The following is a 2,067-nucleotide window of genomic DNA, read 5'->3' as shown; positions in this document are numbered from 1 at the left end:
GCCTCGCGCTTTCGCGCGCCCAGCAGACTCGGAGGTCTTGATGTGTAGTTGATCTTGGGTCGTAAGCTCGTTGTCGCCTGCCGGTGGAAGTCCGGTCCGGGTAGCTGCCAGGAGGCCCGGTAGCAGACTGGCGGCGTCGGGGGGAAACGCCCGGCGTCGAAGCCCAGTGTCGAAAGCCCTGTGAAGGGGGAGCAAAGCAGCGGTCCGTAGCATCACGCGAAGCCTGCGGCGTCGTTAGAGGCCCGCCTTTCGGGGTGGGGACAGGGAGTGCCGAGCCCCCGAAATCAGGGCGAAGGCCATGGAAGCGGTGAAGATCCTGGATGGGCAGCCGTGAAGGACTCCTCGGCGTATGGGGCACGGAACGTTGCGACGGTGACAACGGGAACTGGGGAGGCCCTCCCCGGCCCGGTGGCCTGCGGATAGGTGCCGCCGGAAGCTTCGCGTCCTATAACCGGGTGCTCCCCGGGAAGTGGGCGCGGGCCGGGTGGGCGTCGGAGGCGGCCGTAGTACCGCGATGAGCCGGGCGGACAACACAACCCCCGGCCAGGGAAGGGCCGCTGCTTCGTCGATGCGCGGACTGTCTGGAGGGGCTTGGTGAGTGCCACATCGGCTAGTTCCACCACGTCGGGATCCCTGAAGCTGGATCCGGTCCGAGCCTTGCAGCATGCGCTCTACCGGGCGGCCAAGGCCGATCCCGGACGGCGGTTCCACGCGCTGGGGGACAAGGTCCACCGCAGGGACGTCCTGCGGCGCGCGTGGGCGATGGTGCGTCGGAACAACGGCGCTCCTGGCATTGACGCCACCACTCTCAGCGATGTCGAGGAGTACGGCGTTGACCGGCTTCTCGACGAGCTGGCCGCGGATCTCAGGGAAGGTGGTTGGCGGCCGTTGCCCGCGCGCCGGGTCTTCATCCCGAAACCCGGTTCCGTGGAGCGTCGGCCGTTGTCGATTCCCGCTGTTCGTGACCGCGTCGTGCAGGCGGCGTTGAAGATCGTGCATGAGCCGGTCTTCGAAGCCGACATGCTCGCGTGTTCGTTCGGGTTCCGGCCCAGGCGCGGTGCGCACGATGCTCTTCAGGTCTTGATCGATCAGGCCTGGCAGGGCAGGCGGTGGGTGGTGGAGACGGATATCGCCAACTGTTTCGAGGCGATTCCGCACGAGAAGTTGATGCGGGCGGTCGAGGAACGCGTCTGTGACCGGTCGGTCCTCAAACTCCTGCGCGCGATGCTGCGGGCCGGGGTGATGGAGGACGGGCAGGTCCGTCGGCCCGTGACCGGTACTCCTCAAGGCGGGGTCGTCTCCCCGCTGTTGGCGAACGTCTACCTGCACCGGCTGGACCGGGTATGGGACGTCCGTCGGCATGGGGTGCTGGTGCGTTATGCCGACGATGCCGTGGTGATGTGCTCTACCCGTGAGCAGGCCGAGGCCGCCCTTGAGCGGTTGAAGGCTCTGCTGGCCGAACTCGGCCTGGAGCCGAAGGCGGCCAAGACCAGGATCGTGCACCTGCGGGTGGGAGGCGGGGGAGTGGACTTCCTCGGTTTCCACCACCGGTGGGTCACCTCCCGGCCGCGCGGAGGGCGTCGTCCCGTGGAGTTCCTCGCCCGCTGGCCCTCGGACAGGGCGATGCTGCATGCCCGTGACCGAGTCCGTGATCTTACGGACCGGCGTCGGCTGCTGCGGCCGGTCAAGGTGATCGTGGAGGACGTGAACGCGTTCCTGCGTGGGTGGGCCTCGTATTTCCGTTTCGGGAACTCGGCCCACCGCTTTGACCAGATCGGCTCTTATGCGCGGATGCGGATCGGCGGGTTTCTCGCCAAGAAGCATCGGCGCAGCCGGAAGTTCGGCTGGTCGGTAGTGGCTTTCGCCTCTCCCGATTCGCTGGGATTGATCGCCCTGCACGGGACCGTCGTCGCCCCCAGACCCTTCCGGGACTGGCGGGGCAGGCCGAATGCCGGCGGTGAACGGCGTCGGTGAGCCGTGTGCGGGAGAACCGCACGCACGGTTCGATGCGGCGGGGGCTGGAAACGGAGCGGACGCACTCCGCCACCGCGCCAGCCCCCGACCCTA

Annotated in this window: 1 protein-coding gene; it reads left to right on the top strand. The window is 67.9% G+C overall.

Features of this window, described 5'->3' with window-relative positions; translation table 11 throughout:
• Positions 1-657 precede the first annotated feature (657 nt).
• Complete coding sequence (ltrA, locus tag STBA_RS01400) at positions 658-1,974, top strand: group II intron reverse transcriptase/maturase (RefSeq protein WP_216355899.1); 1,317 nt, start codon at positions 658-660, stop codon at positions 1,972-1,974.
• Positions 1,975-2,067 lie beyond the last annotated feature (93 nt).

Source organism: Streptomyces sp. MP131-18 (assembly GCF_001984575.1).
Taxonomy (GTDB): domain Bacteria; phylum Actinomycetota; class Actinomycetes; order Streptomycetales; family Streptomycetaceae; genus Streptomyces; species Streptomyces johnsoniae.
Note: the sequence above shows the minus strand (reverse complement) of the source record. Positions and strands in the feature narration are given on the sequence as shown.